This is a genomic window from Aeromicrobium sp. REDSEA-S32_B7 (genome assembly GCF_001626145.1).
In the GTDB taxonomy this organism is placed as follows: domain Bacteria; phylum Actinomycetota; class Actinomycetes; order Propionibacteriales; family Nocardioidaceae; genus Aeromicrobium; species Aeromicrobium erythreum.
Map to the genome: position 1 here is coordinate 1 of NZ_LUNF01000132.1, position 16,758 is coordinate 16,758.

A 16,758-nucleotide genomic window follows, 5' to 3' on the forward strand; every position below is an offset into this window, starting at 1 on the left:
CCCGCTGCCGGTCGAGGCCCTTTCGGAGACCAGGCCCAGCGAGAGCCGAGGCAGCGCACCAGCAAGCCCAGACCCCCGCAGGCAGCGCACCAGCAAGGTCACGACACCCGCAGCCAACGCGCCAGCAAGGTCACGACGACGGCAGCCAACGCGCCAGCAACCCCACGCCCCCCGCAGGCAGCGCACCCGCAGGGCCCAGCCCACCACGCAAGCACACGAAACCCCGTCGAATCCATCGTGCACGATGTACCATCGGAGGATGAGCACTCCCACGGTGTCCGACCTGCTCTGCTTCGACCTGTACTCGACGTCGCGCCAGATGACGGCGGCGTACCGGCCGCTGCTGGACGAGCACGACCTGACGTACCCGCAGTACCTCGTGCTGCTGGCGCTGTGGGAGCAGGACGGGCAGAGCGTGAAGGAGCTCGCGGCACGGCTGCGGCTCGACTACGGCACCCTGTCGCCGCTGGTGAAACGACTCGAGGCGCACGGGCGGGTCACGCGGGCGCGGAACCCGCAGGACGAGCGCTCGACCCTCGTCACGCTGACGCCGGCCGGCGCCGCGCTGCGGCCTTTGGCCGACCGGCTCTACGAGCACGCCGCCGACGTCCTCGAGATGGACGACGCCGACCTGGCCACCCTGCGCCGCCTGATCGGCACGGTCCGCGACCGCCTGGCCGCCGCGCCCATCGACTGACGACGCCCGCCGGCCCCGACCCGCGCTGCCGCGGCCTCCACCGGCACGGCAGGATGGACGCGTGAGCGACCTCGCCGCCGACCCGTCCGTCCTGTCCGACGCCGACCTCGCGGTCCGCCTGGTCACCGAGGCCGTCGCGCTGGCCGCCCGCATGCGCGAGGGCTCCGACCTCGACGTGCGCAGCAAGACGTCGGTCTCCGACGTCGTCACCGCCGCCGACCACGCCGCGGAGGCGCTCGTCGTCGACATGCTGCGACGTCTGCGTCCCGAGGACGGCCTGCTGGGGGAGGAGGGCACCGACGAGCCCGGCATCTCCGGCCGCCGCTGGGTGATCGACCCGGTCGACGGCACCTACAACTTCGCGAGCGGGTCCGACTACTGGTGCTCCGCCGTGGCCCTGCTCGACGGCGACACGCTGGTGCTGGGCGCGGTGGCCCACGCCCGCGACGGCGTGCTCGTGGGCGGGCCCGACCTGCCGACCACGTGGAACGGGTTCGTCGTCGAGCCCGTGCGCGACGTCGACGTGACCACCGTGGGTGCCGCCACCTACCTCCACCCCGGGAACGTCTCCGACGCCCACGTGCGCGAGCCGTTCCTGCGGGCCGCCGCCCTGCCGGCGACGCTGCGCATGCACGGCTCGGGATCGATGGACCTCGTGGGCGTCGTCACCGGACGGCTCGGCGCCTGGTTCCAGCACAGCACCCCGGCCTGGGACTGGCTGCCGGGCGCGGCCCTCGTGCGCGGTGCGGGCGGAGCCGCCGAGCAGGTCGACGTCGCCGGGCTGCGCTGGTCGCTCGCCGGTGGACCGCAGGCCGTCGCCGCGCTGCGCGAGGCGCTCGAGGACGACGCGTGAGCACCGCCCTCGGTGCGGTCGCGGTCTTCTGCGGCTCCAGCCACGGCACGAGCCCGGCGTACGCCGCGGCAGCCGAGCACGTCGGACGCACGCTCGCCGAGCGGGGCATCACCGTCGTCTACGGCGGCGGTCGTGTGGGGCTCATGGGCACCGTGGCCGACGCCGCGCTCGCCGCAGGTGGCACCGTCGTGGGCGTCATCCCGCGGTCGCTGCACGACCGCGAGCTCGCCCACACCGGCTGCACCGAGCTGCACGTGGTCGACACGATGCACGAGCGGAAGGCGCTCATGGCCGACCTCGCCGACGCGTTCCTCGCCCTCCCGGGCGGCGCCGGCACCCTCGAGGAGGTCGCCGAGCAGTGGACGTGGGCGCAGCTCACGATCCACGCGAAGCGGTCCGGGTTCCTCGACGTGGAGGGCTTCTGGTCGCCGATGCGGGCCATGCTCGACCGCATGGTCGTGGACGGGTTCGTGCGGGAGGCGCAGCAGCACATCGTCACCATCGACCCCGACCTCGACACGCTGCTCGACGTGCTCGCGTCGGCGCCGACGTGGACCGACAAGTGGGGCGGCGCGCTGCCGTCGCCCACCCCGTGAGCCGACCGTGACCGCGCGTCCGGTCATCGAGGTCGTCGCGGCGCTCGCCACGCGCGCGGACGGTCGCACGCTGCTCGTGCGCAAGCGCGGGACCACCCTGTTCATGAACCCGGGCGGGAAGCCCGAGGCGGGGGAGTCCCACGTCGAGGCGCTGGTGCGAGAGCTGGCCGAGGAGCTCGGTCTGCTGGTCGACCCGGCCCGGCTCGCACCGCTCGGCACCATCCGCACCGTCGCCGCGAACGAGGCAGGACACGACCTCCTGGCGCACTGCTTCGCCCTGCGGCTCGACGACCCGACCCACCAGGTGGCCGCGGAGATCGAGGAGGCCCGCTGGGTCGACCCGCACGCCCCCGACGTCGCCCTGGCGCCGCTCGCGGCCGAGCACCTGCTGCCGCTGCTCGCCCGCCGCTGACCACGGCTCAGCGACCGCGGAAGCGATCCATCTCGCGACGCTCGCGCTTGGTCGGCCGTCCGGCACCGCGGTCGCGGCGGGGCATGGCGAGACGTTCCTCGCGCGGCGGGGGTGGTGGTGTGTGGTCGGTGTAGCACTCGGCCGCCACGGCGGCACCGACGCGCTTGGTCAGCACGCGACGCACCTCGACGACCCGGGGGCCTCCGGGCGTGGTCGCCTCGACCCGGTCGCCGACCTGCACCGGCTGCGAGGGCTTGGCGCGGCGGCCGTTCACGTGCACCTGTCCGCCCTTGCACGCGGCGCTCGCGGCGGAGCGCGACGCGAACAGGCGCACCGACCACACCCACACGTCGGCGCGCACGCTGCTCGGTTCCACCCGTCCACCCTAGGCGGGTCCGGCCTAGGCTGGACGTCATGACGGGACCGGACGACGTGGAGACCATCGCGATCACCAGCGACATGATCCGGCTGGGTCAGCTGCTCAAGTTCGCGGACGTCGCCGAGTCGGGTGCGCAGGCCGGTGCGCTCGTCGCCTCGGGCGACGTGCAGGTCGACGGCGAGGTCGAGACACGTCGCGGACGCCAGCTCGGCGACGACGCCGTCGTCACGGTGGCCCTGCCAGAGGGTCCGCGCGTGCTGCGCGTCGTCACCGGCGACGACGTCGACGTGCCCTGGTGACTCGGGTGGTGGAGGTGGTCCCCGACCGGGACCGCCCGCGCGCGGCCACGGTGCGGGTCGACGGCACCGAGCAGTCGCACGTCGACCTCGACGACCCGACGCACCTCGAGTTCGACTACGTGCGCCGCATGGCCGACGTCGTCGACACGGCATGGGCGCCGGGCGTGCAGGTCCGCACGCTGCACGTCGGCGGGGCGGGCATGACGCTGGCGCGCTACGTGGCCGCCACGCGCCCGCGCTCCCGCCAGCTCGTGCTCGAGCCCGACGCCGAGCTGACGGCGCTCGTCCGGGCGGAGCTGCCGCTGCCCGAGCGCAGCGGCATCCGCGTGCGTGCCGAGGACGGACGCGCCGGCGTCGCGAGCCTGCGCGACGCCGCCTACGACCTCGTCGTCGTCGACGCGTTCGCGGGGGCGCGCGTCCCGGCGGACCTCGTGACGTGTGAGTGGTACGCGGACGTCGCGCGCGTGGCCGGACCGCAGGGGCTGGTCCTGCTGAACCTCGCCGACCGCGCGCCGTTCCCGTTCGTCCGCGACGCGCTGCGGGCCGTCGAGACCGCCCTGCCGCACGTCGTCGTCAGCGCGGAGCCGGCGACGCTCAAGGGGCGGCGTCACGGCAACGTCCTCGTCGTCGCATCGCGTGCGCCGGTCGACCCGGCGCCCCTCGCACGACGTGCCGCGGGGTCGATGTTCCCCTACCGTGTGCTCGACGCGGTCCAGGTGCGCGACCGGCTGGCCGGCGGGACGGCGTTCACGGACGCCCGCAGCGAGGCGTCGCCCGCCCCGCCCGGCGGCGCCACCTTCTTCGGCTGAGCCTCAGGAGAGCCGGTCGCGCCAACCGGCCGGGTCCGACACCTGGAAGGCCGCCGCGTCGGCCAGCCCGTCCAGGGACCAGGTGACGACCAGCAGGTCGGCACCGGTCGACCTGCCCAGGAAGGTCCGCGAGAGGGTCGCCGAGGTGATCGCGTCGCGCGGCACCTCGACGTCGCGGCCGGCCACGAGCGGCACGAACGCGAGGTGCTCGCGTCCGAGCAGCAGCGAGCCGATGCCCCGCACCTGCGTCTGCCGGTCGGAGGCGACCGCGAAGAGACCCGCCTGCTCGACCACCTCGGGTGCGTAGCCGGCCACCCGACGGCGGTGACCACGTCGCACCAGCGCGAGCCGGACGAGACCCACCACGACGAGCAGCAGCACCAGCCCCGCGACGAGCGCGAGCACGGCGAGCAGCGTGCCCACGGATCAGACCTTCAGCGCACGTTCGAGCGCGTCGACCGCGTGGTCGATCTCGTCCCGCGTGATGACGAGCGGCGGGGCGATGCGCAGCGTCCGCTCGTGCGTCTCCTTGCACAGCACGCCCTCGTCGCGCAGCGCCATCGACACCTCGCGTCCGGTACGTCCCAGGGGGTCGAGGTCGACGCCGGCCCACAGGCCTCGACCGCGCACGGCGGCGACGCCCTGCCCGAGGAGGGCTTCGAGCCGGTCGTGCAGGTGCCGGCCGAGGTCGGCGGACCGCTCCTGGAACTCACCCGTCGCGAGCAGGCCGACGACCGCGCGGCCGACCGCGCACGCGACCGGGTACCCGCCGAACGTCGAGCCGTGCGACCCTGGCCGCAGCACCCCGAGGACGTCGGCGCGTCCGACGACCGCCGAGACGGGGATGATGCCGCCGCCGAGCGCCTTGCCCAAGGTGTACAGGTCGGCCCGCACGCCCTCGTGGTCGAGCGCGAAGAGGCGGCCCGTGCGGGCGAGACCGGACTGGATCTCGTCGGCGATGAGCAGCACCTCGTTCTCGGTGCAGGCGTCGCGCACGTCGGCCCAGAACCCGGCGGGCGGCACCACCACGCCGGCCTCGCCCTGGATCGGCTCCATGAGGACGGCGGCGGTGTTCGGGCCGATGGCGTCGCGCACGGCCTGCGCGTCGCCGTAGGGGACGGTGACGAAGCCCGGCGTGAAGGGGCCGTAGTTGTCGTGCGCGACCGGGTCGTCGGAGAAGGAGACGATGGTGGTCGTGCGGCCGTGGAAGTTGTGCGTGGCGACGATGATCTCGGCCGCGTCGAAGGCGACACCCTTGACCTCGTAGGCCCACTTGCGGGCGACCTTGATGGCGGACTCGACGGCCTCGGCGCCGGTGTTCATCGTCAGCACCATCTCGGTGCCGGTGAGCTCGGCGAGCTCGGCGCAGAAGGCGCCGAACTGGTCGTTGTGGAAGGCGCGGGAGGTCAGGGTGAGCCGGTCGATCTGCTCGTGCGCGGCTCGGACGAGGTCGGGGTGGCGGTGCCCGAAGTTGAGCGCGGAGTACCCGGAGAGGAAGTCGAGGTACCGGCGACCGTCGACGTCGGTCACCCATGCGCCCTCGGCCTCGGAGATCACCACGGGGAGCGGGTGGTAGTTGTGGGCACCCCACCGCTCGTCGAGCGCGATGATGCCGGCGGTCTGCTGCATGTCGGACATGGTTCCCACCGTAACGGCCGCCGCCAGGCCCGTGGTCCGTCCCGACTACCCTCGTGGGGTGACGACGCGCAGCGGGACGGCGGCACGCGGGCTGGGCCCGCGGCTCCTCCGCCCTGCGCTCGTGGGCGTGGCAGTGGCCGCCTGCGCGACCTCCGCCCACGTCCTGGCCGGTGGCGAGGTGCCCTCCGCGGCCGTCGTCCTCGTGGCCACCGGCGCCGCGCTGGTGACCCGGCTGGTCGGCGCGCGCAGGCTCACGTCGTCCCAGCTGCTCGGCCTGCTGGTGCTCGGCCAGGTCGCGGCGCACCTGCTCGCCACGCCGTCCGGGTCCCACGACACGAGGATGCTCGGGGCGCACGCCCTCGCGACGCTGGTGAGCCTGCTCGCACTGCGTCACGCCGAGGACCTCTGGTGGCGGGCCGCGGACACCGTCGTCGGGCTCGTGCGCGTGCCCGGCCTCGTGGTGCTGGCACGTCGCAGGACGGGCGTCACGTCGGGCGTCCTGGTGCGCGAGGGGAGCGACGCGGGCCCCCGGCCCTCGGGCCGGGCCCCGCCGCTGACGGCGTGAGCCCGTCCACCAGCCCCTCGTACCCGAAGGTCCCGTCATGCCCACCACCCGTCCGACCCGTCTGGCCGCCGCCGCGGCCCTCACCCTCGCCACGGTGGCCGTCGCCGGCCCCGCCGTCGCCCACGTCGGCGTCTCCTCGCCCGACGCCGCACGCGACGGCTACGGCAAGATCGTCTTCCGCGTGCCCACCGAGTCCGACACGGCCGACACGACGAAGCTCGTCGTGACGCTGCCCGCGGACGCTCCCTTCCTGCACCTCACCGCCCAGACCAAGCCCGGTTGGACGATCACGACGCGCGAGGGCCGCCTGCCCGCGCCCGTCGAGGTCGACGGCACCGAGATCACCCGAGCCGTCCGCACGGTCACGTGGACCGCGGACGGCGACGGCATCCCGCCGGGGGAGTTCGACGAGTTCGCCCTGTCGGGCGGACCGTTCCCCGACGCCGACAGCATCCGGTTCGAGGCCGAGCAGACCTACTCCGACGGCGAGGTCGTCGACTGGGACCAGGTGCAGCAGGGCGACACCGAGCCCGACAAGCCCGCCCCGACGCTCAGCCTGCTGCCCGCCGGCGAGGGCGGCCACGCGCACGGCGGTTCCGCCACCGGCGACGACGCCGGCGAGCACGAGTCGGGCGCGCACGAGTCCGGCGGGTCCGGCTCCGACGTCCTGGGTCGCGTCCTCGGCGGAGCGGCCCTCGTGGTCGCGGTCGCGGCGCTCCTGGGTGTCCTGCGGCAGGATCGACGCCGTGCGTAGAGCCCTGGTCGTCCTGCTGCTCCTGCCCGTCCTCCTGGCGCCGGCGCTGACCGCCGGTCCGGCGTCGGCGCACGCGGCCCTCGTCGGCACCGACCCCGCCGACGAGGCCGTCGTCGAGGAGGTGCCGGGCACGGTCACGCTCGAGTTCAACGAGCCGGTCACCCGCTCCGAGCTGGTGCTGACCGCGCCCGACGGCAGCCGCGTGCCGCTCGACGTCAGCGCTCGGGACCGCGAGGTCACCGGTCGGCTGCGCGACGGCACGGCCGACGGCCAGCGCGGCACCTACACGATCGCGTACCGCGTGGTCTCCGCCGACGGCCACCCGATCGCGGGGGAGTCGACCTTCCGCACCACCGCGGGTCGCACGGTCGAGCAGGCCCCCCGCCAGGACGACACCTCGGAGTCCTTCATCCACCGCCACGCAGAGCACCTGTGGTGGGCCGTCGGCGGTGGCCTCGTGGCCGTCGTCCTGATCGTCTGGCCGCTCCTGCGCCGCCGGACCGAGGAGCACGCGTGAGCATCCTGCGCACCACCGTCGCCAGCTTCCTGGTCGCGTCCGCGGCCTGCGTGGCTGCGCTCAGCCTGGGGGGAGGGGCGCCCCAGCAGGTACCCGAGGGCCTCCCGGACCCGGGCCCGCTCGTGGGCTGGTCGCTGCCGCTCGCGTCGGTCGTCTCCGACGGTCTGCTCGTGGTCCTCGTCGGCCTGCTGCTCGCGGTCGTCGCCCTGCTGCCGACGTCGGCCGACGACGTGCAGGGCCTGTCGGTCGACGCGGTCCGCGGCGCCGCCCGCGTCGCGGCGGCGTGGTCGCTGCTCAGCATCGTGCTCTACGTCCTCACCGTCGCCGACGTGTTCGCCCGGCCGATCGGCTCGCTGACGTTCCCGCTGCTCTCGGAGCTCGCGACGACCGCGACCGGCGGGGTCGTGCTGCTGCAGGTCCTCGTCGGCGCGCTGGCGTGGGCGGTCCTGCGCTGGACGATCGCCGTCCGACGCCTCGCAGTCGTGCTCGGCGTCGTCCTCGCCTCGCTCGTCCCCGTCGCGTTCGCCGGCCACTCGGCGTCGTCGGGCTCGCACGACCTCGCCGCGCTGAGCCTGCTGCTGCACCTCGTGGGTGTCTGCCTGTGGGTCGGCGGGCTCGTCGCCCTGACCTGGGTGGCCTGGCGCGGCAGCAAGCGGCTCGCCCCCGCACTGCGCCGCTACTCGGTGCTCGCCCTCTGGGCGTTCGTGGTGGTCGGGGTCTCCGGCGTGGTGAATGCCGCGGTGCGGCTGCGCAGCGTCACCGACGTCGTCGGCACCGGGTACGGACAGCTCGTCCTCGCCAAGGTCGTCGCGCTCGTCGCGCTCGGCTGGTTCGGCTGGGTCCAGCGCCGACGGCTCGCCGACCGCGACGCCGGGTTCCTGTCGGTCGCGACGTCGGAGGTGCTGCTCATGGCCGCGACGATCGGCCTGGCGGTGGCACTCTCGCGCACGCCGACGCCGGTCGGGGACATCCTCACCACGCCCGCGCAGGAGCTGCTCGGTGGGCCCGTGCCGCCCGCGCCCGACGTCCTGCGCATGGCCCTCGGCTTCACGCCCAACGGGCTGGGGCTCACGATCGTCGTGCTCGGCGCCGCCCTCTACGTCCGCGGGCTCCTCGTGCTGCGCCGCCGCGGCGACGCCTGGCCCGTCGGCCGCACCGTCGCCTGGTTCGTCGGTCTCCTCGTGGTGGCGTGGTCGACCATCGGTGGGCTCGGGGTCTACTCGCACGTGATGTTCAGCGCGCACATGGTCTCGCACATGCTGCTCTCGATGGTCGCGCCGATCTTCCTCGTGCTCGGCGCACCCGTGACCCTCGCGCTGCGCACCCTGCCCGGGCCCCGCCAGCCGGGCGACGTGTCGCCCCGGACCCTGCTGACGTCGTTCCTCGCGTCCCGCTTCCTGCACGTGCTCACGCACCCGGTCGTGCCGCCGGTGCTGTTCGTGGGCAGCCTCTACGCGCTGTACTTCACGCCACTGTTCGGCTTCCTGATGCGCGAGCACTGGGGCCACACCGCCATGGAGCTGCACTTCCTGCTCGTCGGGTCGCTCTTCTACTACGTCATCATCGGCGTCGACCCGTCGCCGCGACGTCTCCCGCCGCTCGCCCGGTTCGGGATCATGCTGGTCACGTCGTGCTCGTCATGATCGCGCTGCTCTTTCAGTGGTTCCGCTCCGACCAGCGCGAGGCACGCCGGATCGACCGTGCCGCGGACCGCGACGGCGACGCCGCCCTCGCCGCCTACAACGCTCGGCTCAAGGACCTCGCCGAGCACGGCAAGCGCCGCGACCCCGACGCCTGAGCCCGGCCGCCTGGGTCCCGCCGCCGCACGTACGAGGGCCCCGCACCGAGATCGGTGCGGGGCCCTCGTGCGTGGCGGGCTGCCGGGTCTCAGAAGAGGACCTGGCCGCCGCTCGTGGCCGCGGTGAACCGCTCCTGGGCGTCGGCCCAGTTCGCGATGTTCCAGAACGCCTTCACGTAGTCGCCCTTGACGTTGAGGTAGTCGAGGTAGAAGGCGTGCTCCCACATGTCGAGCTGGGAGATCGGGATCAGCGTCGCCGGGATGTTGGACTGCTGGTCGTACAGCTGGACGATGACCAGCTTCTGACCCAGCGTGTCCCAGGCGGTGATCGCCCAGCCGGAGCCCTGGATCCCGAGCGCCGTCGCCTCGAACTGCGCGCGGTAGGCGTCGAAGGAGCCGAAGTTGTCCTCGATCGCCGCGGCCAGCTCGCCGGTCGGCTTGTCGCCACCGTCCGGAGACAGGTTCTTCCAGAAGATGGAGTGGTTGATGTGGCCGCCGAGGTTGAACGCGAGGTTCTTCTCGAGCAGGTTGATCGTGTCGTACGAACCGTCGGCGCGGGACGCCTCGAGCTTCTCGAGGGCCGTGTTCAGGCCGTTGACGTAGTTCTGGTGGTGCTTGCTGTGGTGCAGCTCCATGATCTTGCCGGAGATGTGCGGATCCAGCGCACCGTAGTCGTAGGGCAGGTCGGGCAGGGTGTAGTCGGCCACGCGTCCTCCTAGGTCGGGGCACTCGCGGTGCCCGCGGATGTCGTTACGGATCGTGCTCCCTCAGTCTGTCAGTCGCTCACGCCCACGCAAGACCGGCCCGCGATGCGGACGGGCCCGGCAGTCACCCGCCCCGTCGACGATGCCCTAGGCTGAGCGCGCGATGAAGGAGCTGCGAGAGGGTCGACGTGGGTGAGGACAGGCTCGTCACGATCCCCAACCTGCTCAGCGTGGTCCGGATCGTGCTGCTGCCGGTCTTCCTGTGGCTCGTCCTCGGGCCCGAGGAGGACGTGCTGGCGCTGCTCGTGCTCGTCGTCTCCGGCGTCACCGACTACCTCGACGGCAAGCTGGCCCGCCGGCTGAACCAGACGTCGAAGATCGGCGCGATCCTCGACCCCGTCGCCGACCGGCTGTACATCCTCGCCGTCGTCGTCGGGCTGGCGCTGCGCGACATCATCCCGTGGTGGCTCGCGGTGCTGCTCCCGCTGCGCGACGTGTTCCTGTTCAGCCTCGTGCCGTTCCTGCGCACCCGCGGGTACAGCTCGCTGCCCGTGCACTTCCTGGGCAAGGCCGCCACGGCGGGGCTGCTCTACGCCTTCCCGCTGCTGCTGCTCGGCGACGGGTCGGGCACGGTCGCCGACCTCGCCGAGGTCTTCGGCTGGGCGTTCGCGATCTGGGGCGTCGGTCTGTACTGGTGGGGCGGTGTCCTCTACGCCTTCCAGGTGCGACGCCTCCTCGCCACGACCGAGCCCCTCGCTCGCTGAGGTCGGCCGTGGCTGTCGTCCGTCCTGCGGAGAGCCTGCTGGAGCAGGTCGCGGAGAACGCGCTCGACGACGACTACTACGTCGTGCGGGCGGGGGAGCGGTACGGCCAGCGCGCCGTCGCTACCCCGGCCGTGGGCGTGGTGGTCGCGGTGCTCGCGGCGATGCTCACGGTCACCGCGGTCCAGACCCAGACCGAGCGACCGGGCTCGGAGCTGGAGCGACGCACGCTCGTCGCCGACGTCGCCGACCGGCGCGACGTCCTGGCCGCGCGGCAGGAGGCCGTCGGCGCGCTGCGCCAGCAGGTCGCGTCGCTGCAGGGCGGCTCGACCGCGGAGACCTCGACCGACGTCGCCGCCGACACCGTCCTGGCCGGGGCCCGGTCCTTGCGCGGCACGGCTCTGGTGGTCACCATGGCGGGCAGCCCCGACGGTGCCCGCGCGGGCCGCGTCACCGCGCAGGACGTCGTCGCCGTGGTCAACGGGCTCTGGTACGCGGGTGCCGAGGCCGTGTCGGTCGGCGGTCAGCGGCTCGCCGAGACCTCGGCGATCTCCTCCCTCGACGGCGCGATCACGGTGAACTTCCGCCGCATCGAGGTGCCGGTGCGGATCGTGGCCCTCGGCGACGGTGCGGTGCTGCGGTCCCGGCTGCAGTCCAACCTCGCGGGACGCTACCTCCAGGAGCGCGCCGAGGACGCCGGCATCTCCGTGGGCATGGCACCATCGGACGACGAGGTGGTGCCGTCGGCGCCCGAGCAACGGACCACGCTGCGCCGCGCGGAGCCTCTCCCGGCGGCGGACGGTCCACGAGGGGAGGGCAGACCGTGATCCCGGTGATCGGACTCGTCGTCGGTGTCGGCCTCGGCCTCTTCCTCCAGCCCGACGTGCCGCTCTGGCTGCAGCCGTACCTCCCGATCGCGATCGTCGCCGCGCTCGATGCCGTCGTCGGCGCGCTGCGGGCGCTCGGCGAGCGTCGCTTCGACGACCGCGTGTTCGTCGTCTCGTTCATCTCCAACGTGACCATCGCCGGGTTCATGGTCTTCCTCGGCGACCAGCTCGGCGTCGGCTCGCAGCTCTCGACCGGCGTCGTCGTCGTGCTCGGCATCCGCATCTTCGCCAACGCCGCCGCCATCCGCCGCAGGATCTTCCATGCCTGACGCGGAGCGGCCGCACCGGGCGGCACCGCACCGGCGCGCCGGGTCGCAGGTGCTGGTCGCGCTGCTCGTCGGCGGGCTGGCGTTCGCCATGACCGTGCAGGTCCGCCAGGACGACGCGACCGACTACGGCTCGCTGCGCGGCGTCGGCGCGACGGGCCCGGGCGTGCGGCTCACCGTCTCCGACCCCGACGGGCTCGTCGACGCCGGTCTGGTGCTCGACGTCCTGCAGGAGCTCCGCGAGGCCGGGGCGGAGGCGATCGTCGTCAACGACACGGCGCGGGTCGTCGCCCAGACGTACGTGCTCGACGACGAGCAGGGTCTGCGCATCGGCGGACGCCAGGTCAGCAGCCCCTACGTGTTCGACGTGATCGGCGACCCCAGCACGCTCGAGGAGTCCATCACCTTCCGCGGCGGCGTGCGCGACCTGCTGCAGGCGCGCGGCGCGCAGGCCGCCGTCGCCCGCCGCTCGACGATCACCATCACGGCCCTGGCTGACGTGCGCACCCCCGAGTACGCTCGTCCCGACGTCGGCGCGCCCTGAGCGACCGACGACCACCTTCCCAGCACCACCACACACCGAGCAGGAGCGCCGCGTGATCCCTGAGGACCTGTACTACAGCGAAGAGCACGAGTGGGTGCGCGTGGAGGGCGACGTCCTCGTCGTCGGCATCACCGACTTCGCGCAGGACCAGCTCGGCGACATCGTCTACGTCGACCTGCCCGACGTCGGCGACGAGGTCCAGGCCGGGTCGGTCGTGGGTGAGCTGGAGTCGACGAAGTCGGTGAGCGACGTCTTCAGCCCGGTCAGCGGCGAGGTCGTGGCTCGCAACGAGAGCCTCGACGGTGCCTCCGAGGTCATCAACTCCGACCCCTACGGCGAGGGCTGGCTGTTCAAGGTGCGGGCCGCCGACGACGATGCCACCGCCGCGCTGCTCGCCCCCGAGCAGTACACGGCTCTCGTCTCGTCCTGAGGTCGGGCCGGACCACCCGGCCCGACCTGGTACGGGTGCTAGGTTGGTCACGTCGACCCTCGACCCCGGGGTGAGACCTCGCAGCCCAGCCCTCGCGGCCCAGCCACCACCTCTCGAGCCACCACCTTTCGAGCACAGCCAGGAGTGATCCGATGACCTCGCCCGGTCCCGAGCACGGCAACGTCCCGGACGAGACCACGCACATCCCGCTGATCGACGCCGACACCGAGGAGATGACCTCGGCCGACGTCGACGCGGTGGAGAACCTGCCGGCGGGCAGCGCGATGCTGCTGGTGCAGCGCGGTCCGGGCGCCGGGGCGCGGTTCCTGCTCGACACCGACACGGTGTCGGTCGGGCGCCACCCCGACAGCGACATCTTCCTCGACGACATCAGCGTCTCGCGCCGCCACGCCGTGTTCAGCCGGTCCGGCCGCGGCTACGTCGTCAGCGACCTGGGCAGCCTCAACGGCACCTACGTCAACCGCGACCGCATCGACGGCGACATCGCGCTCGGTGGCGGCGACGAGGTCCAGATCGGCAAGTACCGGCTCATCTACTTCGCGGGCGCGCAGCGGGGCCAGGCGTGACCCAGCCGCTGCCGGAGACGGCTCGGCTCGGGATCGGCAAGGTCCTGGCGGAGCTCCGCGAGGAGTTCCCGTCGCTGACCATCAGCAAGATCCGCTACCTCGAGCGGGAGGGTCTGCTCGAGCCGGAGCGGACGCCCTCGGGGTACCGCAAGTTCTCCTTCGACGACGTCGAGCGGCTCCGGTTCGTGCTGCGCCAGCAGAAGCGGTACTGGCCCCTGAGCACGATCCGACAGGCGCTCGACGAGATGGACCGCGGCCTCGTGCCGCAGACCGACCTCGACGGCAACGTCCGCGTGCCGGAGGTCTCCAGCGACGCCGACGGCCTGCCGACGCCGGGCGCCTTCCTGGAGGGCCGCAGCCGGATGCGGCTGAGCCGCGAGGAGGTGCTGGAGAGCACCGGCGCGAGCGAGGAGCTGCTCGCCCAGGTCGAGGAGCACGGGTTGCTCGAGCGTCGCCCGGGCCAGCACGCGTACGACGGCGACGACCTCGTCGTGGTCGACGCGGTCGTCCGGTTGTCCGCGCTCGGCGTGGAGCCGCGCCACCTGCGTGCGGTGCGCACGGCGGCGGAGCGCGAGTCCGACCTGCTGGGCCGCGCGGTGCCGGAGCGTCGTCGTCGCGAGGACAAGGCCGCCGCGGCGGAGCAGCTCGGGGAGCTGGCCGCCCTCCTCATGCGTCTGCACACGGTGCTCCTGCGGCACCGGCTCCGGGACTGACCGTGCGCGAGCTCGACGTCCTCGGCGTACGGGTCGAGATGCCCACCAAGCAGCCGCTCGTGCTCCTGCGCGAGAGCGAGGGTGCGCGCTACCTGCCCATCTGGATCGGTGCGGTCGAGGCCTCGGCCATCGCCTTCGCCCAGCAGGACGAGGCGACCCCGCGTCCCCTCACGCACGTCCTCATGCAGCGCGTCGTCGAGGCGCTCGGCGACGAGCTCACCGAGATCCACATCGTCGACGTGGACGACGGCGTGTTCTTCGCCACCTTGGTCTTCGCCTCGGGCGCGACGGCCGACGCCCGTCCGTCCGACGCCATCGCGCTCGCGCTGCGCTGCGGGGCCCGCATCCTGTGCACGGAGGACGTGCTCGACGAGGCCGGCATCGCCTCGACGCGCGAGGAGGACGAGCAGGTGGAGCGGTTCCGCACGTTCCTCGACCACGTGGAGCCCGAGGACTTCGCCTGACCCAGGGGGTCGACGCCCGAACCCTCAACCCTCACGCAAGGGTTGCGACACGCCGTCGCAGTGATTGACCGGAGTCCGCGCCGGGCCTACCGTGAGAGCACTGCCGCACGCGAACACCGTTGTAGTTTCGCCGAGGTGGTCTTCCCCCTCACCCTTGTCTGGAAGGCGAGACCCGATGATCGAGCGACGCGACGACGACGCGACGGCCCTGGAGGCCGCCGAGGCCGCGGCGCAGGCCGGCGACCAAGGCCTGCTGTTCACCGACGACGTCGAGCCGCTCCCGCGCGACACGGGCTTTCGCGGTCCGACCGCCTGCAGCGCGGCCGGCATCACCTACCGCCAGCTCGACTACTGGGCCCGGACCAAGCTGGTCGAGCCGACCGTCCGTTCGGCGACGGGCTCGGGCACGCAGCGCCTGTACTCCTTCAAGGACATCCTGCTCCTCAAGATCATCAAGCGGCTCCTCGACGCCGGCGTCTCGCTGCAGCAGATCCGCACCGCGGTCGAGCACCTGCGCGAGCGCGGGACCGACGACCTCACCCAGGTGACGCTCATGAGCGACGGCGCCAGCGTCTACGAGTGCCGCTCCGCCGACGAGGTCATCGACCTCCTCCAGGGCGGACAGGGCGTCTTCGGCATCGCCATCGGTGGTGTCTGGAAGGAGATCGAGGGGTCGCTGCACGAGCTGCCGAGCGAGCGCTCGGTCGCTCCGGAGACCGCCGACGACGAGCTGTCGGCGCGTCGTCGTGCCCGTCTGACCAGCTGACGGGCGCCACGCTGGTACCGTAGGACCGCTGTCGACCACGCGTGGGAGAGATCGCCCAGGCGGCGCCGAAGGGGCAATTCCTCCCCGGAACCTCTCAGGCACCACGGACCATGCGGACGAGGCCACCCTGGAGCGCACGTCACCGTGCGGACGTGACAGGAGGGGAGGGAAACCAGACCTCGATCCCTGGAGTCCCTGCATGTCCTCTGACGCCCCCTCGACGACCAGCCCGCTGACGGCACCGACCGACGTCTTCGTCGACCGGCACATCGGCCCGCGTGCCAGCGACCAGCAGGCCATGCTGGAGCGCATCGGCCACACGTCCCTCGACTCGCTCATGCAGGCCGCCGTCCCGGAGTCGATCCGCGCGACGTCGGCCCCGACGCTCCCCGCGGCGCTCGGCGAGCAGGCCGCGCTCGGCACGCTGAAGGCCCTCGCCTCCCGCAACAACCCGGGCGTCTCGATGATCGGCCTCGGCTACCACCCCACCGTGACGCCGGCCGTCATCCGACGCAACGTGCTGGAGGACCCGGCCTGGTACACGGCCTACACGCCCTACCAGCCCGAGATCTCGCAGGGCCGGCTCGAGGCGCTGCTGAACTACCAGACGATGGTCGCCGACCTGACCGGCCTGACCACCGCGAACGCCTCCCTGCTCGACGAGGGCACCGCAGCCGCCGAGGCGATGACGCTCGTGCGCCGCGCCGCCCGTGGCAAGGACCTGCGTCCTCTCGTCCTCGACACCCGCCTCCTGCCGCAGACGCTCGCGGTCGTGCGCACCCGCGCCGAGGCCCTGGGCATCGAGCTCCTCGACGTCGACCTCGGCACCGACGACGTTCCCGCGGACGTCGCGGGCGCGATCGTCGCCTACCCGGCGGCCGACGGCGCCGTCACCGACCCGTCGCGGGCCATCGAGGCGGTCCATGCGGCGGGTGGCCTGGCCGTCGTCGTCGCCGACCCGCTCGCCCTGGTGCTGCTGCGCTCACCCGGCTCGCTGGGCGCCGACGTCGTGGTCGGCTCGTCGCAGCGCTTCGGCGTCCCCATGTTCTACGGCGGGCCCCACGCCGGCTTCATGGCCGTGCGTGACGGGCTCGAGCGACACCTGCCCGGGCGCCTCGTCGGCGTCTCGGTCGACAAGGACGGACGTCCGGCGTACCGGCTGGCGCTGCAGACCCGCGAGCAGCACATCCGTCGTGAGAAGGCGACCTCCAACATCTGCACGGCGCAGGTGCTGCTGGCCGTGACGGCCTCGATGTACGCCGTCTACCACGGCGCCGAGGGCCTGCGGCGGATCGCGCAGCACGTCCACACCGCCGCGA

Annotated in this window: 25 protein-coding genes and 1 riboswitch; of the genes, 21 read left to right on the top strand and 4 right to left on the bottom strand. The window is 73.1% G+C overall.

All coding sequences use genetic code 11. The features are described 5' to 3' along the window. Positions 1–259 precede the first annotated feature (259 nt). The 4 genes from A6Q79_RS09415 to A6Q79_RS09430 all read left to right on the top strand — a co-directional run bounded on the left by A6Q79_RS09415 (position 260) and on the right by A6Q79_RS09430 (position 2,558). The gene (locus A6Q79_RS09415) at positions 260–697 is read left to right on the top strand and encodes a MarR family winged helix-turn-helix transcriptional regulator (RefSeq protein ID WP_083516357.1); all 438 of its coding nucleotides are present in this window, start codon (positions 260–262) and stop codon (positions 695–697) included. Positions 698–758: 61 nt separating this feature from the next. Then, entirely contained in the window at positions 759–1,550 is a 792-nt protein-coding gene (locus A6Q79_RS09420; protein WP_286690697.1) for an inositol monophosphatase, read from the top strand. Continuing rightward, positions 1,547–2,146 carry a TIGR00730 family Rossman fold protein gene (locus A6Q79_RS09425; protein ID WP_286690698.1) on the top strand — a complete coding sequence of 200 codons (600 nt, stop codon included), beginning with the start codon at positions 1,547–1,549 and terminating at the stop codon, positions 2,144–2,146. Before A6Q79_RS09420 ends, A6Q79_RS09425 begins: the two co-directional genes overlap by 4 nt. Positions 2,147–2,153: 7 nt before the next feature. Beyond that, on the top strand, positions 2,154–2,558 hold the full coding sequence (locus tag A6Q79_RS09430) for an NUDIX domain-containing protein (protein WP_067857250.1): 405 nt from the start codon (positions 2,154–2,156) through the stop codon (positions 2,556–2,558). Between the two features lie 7 nt (positions 2,559–2,565). On the opposite strand, the gene A6Q79_RS09435 is transcribed toward A6Q79_RS09430, so the two are convergent. Continuing rightward, a complete protein-coding gene (locus A6Q79_RS09435; protein ID WP_067857254.1) occupies positions 2,566–2,934 on the bottom strand; it encodes an RNA-binding S4 domain-containing protein in 369 nt (122 codons plus the stop codon). A 38-nt stretch (positions 2,935–2,972) separates the two neighbouring features. Here A6Q79_RS09435 and A6Q79_RS09440 point away from each other — a divergent pair, with 38 nt between their 5' ends. Further along, complete coding sequence (locus tag A6Q79_RS09440) at positions 2,973–3,236, top strand: RNA-binding S4 domain-containing protein (RefSeq protein ID WP_286690699.1); 264 nt, start codon at positions 2,973–2,975, stop codon at positions 3,234–3,236. Positions 3,237–3,241: 5 nt separating this feature from the next. Further along, positions 3,242–4,045: a spermidine synthase gene (locus A6Q79_RS09445; RefSeq protein ID WP_286690703.1), complete on the top strand. Its 804-nt coding sequence runs from the start codon at positions 3,242–3,244 to the stop codon at positions 4,043–4,045. Positions 4,046–4,048: 3 nt separating this feature from the next. On the opposite strand, the gene A6Q79_RS09450 is transcribed toward A6Q79_RS09445, so the two are convergent. Together A6Q79_RS09450 and rocD are read right to left on the bottom strand one after the other, a co-directional pair. Next, the gene (locus A6Q79_RS09450; RefSeq protein ID WP_067857261.1) at positions 4,049–4,468 is read right to left on the bottom strand and encodes a hypothetical protein; all 420 of its coding nucleotides are present in this window, start codon (positions 4,466–4,468) and stop codon (positions 4,049–4,051) included. Positions 4,469–4,471: 3 nt separating this feature from the next. Continuing rightward, complete coding sequence (rocD, locus tag A6Q79_RS09455) at positions 4,472–5,683, bottom strand: ornithine--oxo-acid transaminase (protein WP_067857263.1); 1,212 nt, start codon at positions 5,681–5,683, stop codon at positions 4,472–4,474. 58 nt (positions 5,684–5,741) lie between these two features. Here rocD and A6Q79_RS09460 point away from each other — a divergent pair, with 58 nt between their 5' ends. The 5 genes from A6Q79_RS09460 to A6Q79_RS09480 are packed head-to-tail and all read left to right on the top strand — an operon-like array spanning position 5,742 to position 9,317. Then, positions 5,742–6,248, top strand: a complete 507-nt coding sequence (locus A6Q79_RS09460) for a hypothetical protein (protein ID WP_286690700.1) — start codon at positions 5,742–5,744, stop codon at positions 6,246–6,248. Between the two features lie 37 nt (positions 6,249–6,285). After that, on the top strand, positions 6,286–7,002 hold the full coding sequence (locus A6Q79_RS09465; protein WP_286690701.1) for a YcnI family protein: 717 nt from the start codon (positions 6,286–6,288) through the stop codon (positions 7,000–7,002). After that, positions 6,995–7,519, top strand: a complete 525-nt coding sequence (locus tag A6Q79_RS09470) for a copper resistance CopC family protein (protein ID WP_067857272.1) — start codon at positions 6,995–6,997, stop codon at positions 7,517–7,519. Before A6Q79_RS09465 ends, A6Q79_RS09470 begins: the two co-directional genes overlap by 8 nt. Then, positions 7,516–9,162, top strand: a complete 1,647-nt coding sequence (locus tag A6Q79_RS09475; protein WP_317697953.1) for a cytochrome c oxidase assembly protein — start codon at positions 7,516–7,518, stop codon at positions 9,160–9,162. Before A6Q79_RS09470 ends, A6Q79_RS09475 begins: the two co-directional genes overlap by 4 nt. Next, positions 9,150–9,317, top strand: coding sequence for a hypothetical protein (locus A6Q79_RS09480; RefSeq protein ID WP_317697955.1), 168 nt, complete (start codon positions 9,150–9,152; stop codon positions 9,315–9,317). The genes A6Q79_RS09475 and A6Q79_RS09480 overlap by 13 nt, the downstream gene beginning before the upstream one ends. A gap of 89 nt (positions 9,318–9,406) precedes the next feature. Here A6Q79_RS09480 and A6Q79_RS09485 read toward each other — a convergent pair whose 3' ends face one another. Further along, on the bottom strand, positions 9,407–10,024 hold the full coding sequence (locus A6Q79_RS09485) for a superoxide dismutase (protein ID WP_067857277.1): 618 nt from the start codon (positions 10,022–10,024) through the stop codon (positions 9,407–9,409). Between the two features lie 185 nt (positions 10,025–10,209). Between A6Q79_RS09485 and A6Q79_RS09490 the strand changes: the two genes are divergently transcribed. From A6Q79_RS09490 to A6Q79_RS09535, 10 genes are all read left to right on the top strand, one after another. Beyond that, positions 10,210–10,785, top strand: a complete 576-nt coding sequence (locus tag A6Q79_RS09490; protein WP_067857280.1) for a CDP-alcohol phosphatidyltransferase family protein — start codon at positions 10,210–10,212, stop codon at positions 10,783–10,785. A gap of 8 nt (positions 10,786–10,793) precedes the next feature. Continuing rightward, a complete protein-coding gene (locus tag A6Q79_RS09495; protein ID WP_067857283.1) occupies positions 10,794–11,609 on the top strand; it encodes a DUF881 domain-containing protein in 816 nt (271 codons plus the stop codon). After that, complete coding sequence (locus A6Q79_RS09500) at positions 11,606–11,938, top strand: small basic family protein (protein WP_067857287.1); 333 nt, start codon at positions 11,606–11,608, stop codon at positions 11,936–11,938. The genes A6Q79_RS09495 and A6Q79_RS09500 overlap by 4 nt, the downstream gene beginning before the upstream one ends. Continuing rightward, complete coding sequence (locus tag A6Q79_RS09505) at positions 11,931–12,479, top strand: DUF881 domain-containing protein (protein WP_317697959.1); 549 nt, start codon at positions 11,931–11,933, stop codon at positions 12,477–12,479. Before A6Q79_RS09500 ends, A6Q79_RS09505 begins: the two co-directional genes overlap by 8 nt. A 52-nt stretch (positions 12,480–12,531) precedes the next feature. Next, entirely contained in the window at positions 12,532–12,909 is a 378-nt protein-coding gene (gcvH, locus tag A6Q79_RS09510; protein WP_144433733.1) for a glycine cleavage system protein GcvH, read from the top strand. Positions 12,910–13,061: 152 nt separating this feature from the next. Then, positions 13,062–13,496: an FHA domain-containing protein gene (locus A6Q79_RS09515; protein WP_067857294.1), complete on the top strand. Its 435-nt coding sequence runs from the start codon at positions 13,062–13,064 to the stop codon at positions 13,494–13,496. Continuing rightward, a complete protein-coding gene (locus tag A6Q79_RS09520; RefSeq protein WP_067857297.1) occupies positions 13,493–14,209 on the top strand; it encodes a MerR family transcriptional regulator in 717 nt (238 codons plus the stop codon). The genes A6Q79_RS09515 and A6Q79_RS09520 overlap by 4 nt, the downstream gene beginning before the upstream one ends. A 2-nt stretch (positions 14,210–14,211) precedes the next feature. Further along, positions 14,212–14,673, top strand: coding sequence for a bifunctional nuclease family protein (locus A6Q79_RS09525; RefSeq protein ID WP_286690317.1), 462 nt, complete (start codon positions 14,212–14,214; stop codon positions 14,671–14,673). Positions 14,674–14,848: 175 nt separating this feature from the next. After that, entirely contained in the window at positions 14,849–15,439 is a 591-nt protein-coding gene (locus A6Q79_RS09530) for a MerR family transcriptional regulator (RefSeq protein WP_067857303.1), read from the top strand. 32 nt (positions 15,440–15,471) lie between these two features. After that, a riboswitch (glycine riboswitch) is annotated at positions 15,472–15,560 on the top strand. Between the two features lie 78 nt (positions 15,561–15,638). Further along, positions 15,639–16,758: glycine dehydrogenase (locus A6Q79_RS09535; RefSeq protein ID WP_369038000.1), on the top strand; the 1,120-nt coding region annotated here is incomplete at its 3' end.